The organism is Arthrobacter sp. Y81, from assembly GCF_002929335.1.
Classification (GTDB): domain Bacteria; phylum Actinomycetota; class Actinomycetes; order Actinomycetales; family Micrococcaceae; genus Arthrobacter.
Map to the genome: position 1 here is coordinate 3,578 of NZ_PJIL01000041.1, position 2,143 is coordinate 5,720.

Genomic DNA, 2,143 nt, shown 5'->3' on the forward strand with positions numbered 1-2,143 from the left:
CAGATCCAGGTTCATATTCTTGGAAATTGCTTCTTATAAAAGATGCTCGCGTCCACTATGTAGTTCTCAAACAACAACCCCGTACCACACACCCCACACACAACCCCCAAAGGGATCAACCGTGCAATCGGTGCAGCCAGGAAACCAGAAACAAACAAGTACCAGGGGTAACCCCGGTCCTGTTGCCTCAGGACCCAACAGTGTGCCAAACACTACCCAGCGAACCCGGACCGGCTGCGTTCCAGGACAGGACCCCGAAGGGAACCCATCCGTACTTGCTGCCGGCTCGTGCCGCCAGGCACCTATTTGCTGATATTCCACCCGTGAGCACCCGCCGCAGAACAATCGTCTGCGCAACGGGCGTTACTCCTGACAGAGCCTCCACACTCACATACATGAGGCAAGGTCACTGTAGGTGCTCCTTAGAAAGGAGGTGATCCAGCCGCACCTTCCGGTACGGCTACCTTGTTACGACTTAGTCCCAATCGCCAGTCCCACCTTCGACAGCTCCCTCCCACAAGGGGTTAGGCCACCGGCTTCGGGTGTTACCAACTTTCGTGACTTGACGGGCGGTGTGTACAAGGCCCGGGAACGTATTCACCGCAGCGTTGCTGATCTGCGATTACTAGCGACTCCGACTTCATGGGGTCGAGTTGCAGACCCCAATCCGAACTGAGACCGGCTTTTTGGGATTAGCTCCACCTCACAGTATCGCAACCCTTTGTACCGGCCATTGTAGCATGCGTGAAGCCCAAGACATAAGGGGCATGATGATTTGACGTCGTCCCCACCTTCCTCCGAGTTGACCCCGGCAGTCTCCCATGAGTCCCCGCCATTACGCGCTGGCAACATGGAACGAGGGTTGCGCTCGTTGCGGGACTTAACCCAACATCTCACGACACGAGCTGACGACAACCATGCACCACCTGTGAACCGGCCCCAAAGGGGAAGGACTGTTTCCAGCCCGGTCCGGCCCATGTCAAGCCTTGGTAAGGTTCTTCGCGTTGCATCGAATTAATCCGCATGCTCCGCCGCTTGTGCGGGCCCCCGTCAATTCCTTTGAGTTTTAGCCTTGCGGCCGTACTCCCCAGGCGGGGCACTTAATGCGTTAGCTACGGCGCGGAAAACGTGGAATGTCCCCCACACCTAGTGCCCAACGTTTACGGCATGGACTACCAGGGTATCTAATCCTGTTCGCTCCCCATGCTTTCGCTCCTCAGCGTCAGTTAATGCCCAGAGACCTGCCTTCGCCATCGGTGTTCCTCCTGATATCTGCGCATTTCACCGCTACACCAGGAATTCCAGTCTCCCCTACATCACTCTAGTCTGCCCGTACCCACCGCAGATCCGGAGTTGAGCCCCGGACTTTCACGGCAGACGCGACAAACCGCCTACGAGCTCTTTACGCCCAATAATTCCGGATAACGCTTGCGCCCTACGTATTACCGCGGCTGCTGGCACGTAGTTAGCCGGCGCTTCTTCTGCAGGTACCGTCACTTTCGCTTCTTCCCTACTGAAAGAGGTTTACAACCCGAAGGCCGTCATCCCTCACGCGGCGTCGCTGCATCAGGCTTGCGCCCATTGTGCAATATTCCCCACTGCTGCCTCCCGTAGGAGTCTGGGCCGTGTCTCAGTCCCAGTGTGGCCGGTCACCCTCTCAGGCCGGCTACCCGTCGTCGCCTTGGTGAGCCATTACCTCACCAACAAGCTGATAGGCCGCGAGTCCATCCAAAACCACAAAAAGCTTTCCACCCCCCACCATGCGATGAGGAGTCATATCCGGTATTAGACCCAGTTTCCCAGGCTTATCCCAGAGTTAAGGGCAGGTTACTCACGTGTTACTCACCCGTTCGCCACTAATCCCCCCACAAGTGAGGTTCATCGTTCGACTTGCATGTGTTAAGCACGCCGCCAGCGTTCATCCTGAGCCAGGATCAAACTCTCCGTTGAAGTAAAACAAAAACAGACACAACCAAGCACCACGGGAAAACGCGGAACCAGGCTGCACAAAATTTGAAACCAGCTGAAAAACAACCAGATCACACCACGGGGTGGCACAATCCAGTCAAATCCAACCAATCCATATAAATAAATTGGTATCAACAAACTTGGCACACTATTGAGTTCTCAAACAACAGACACA

At 55.4% G+C, this 2,143-nt stretch carries 1 rRNA gene; it reads right to left on the reverse strand.

Annotation, left to right across the window (positions count from 1 at the left end):
- Nucleotides 1–426: 426 nt before the first annotated feature.
- Nucleotides 427–1,950 (reverse strand): 16S ribosomal RNA (locus tag CXQ91_RS24020).
- Nucleotides 1,951–2,143: the final 193 nt, after the last annotated feature.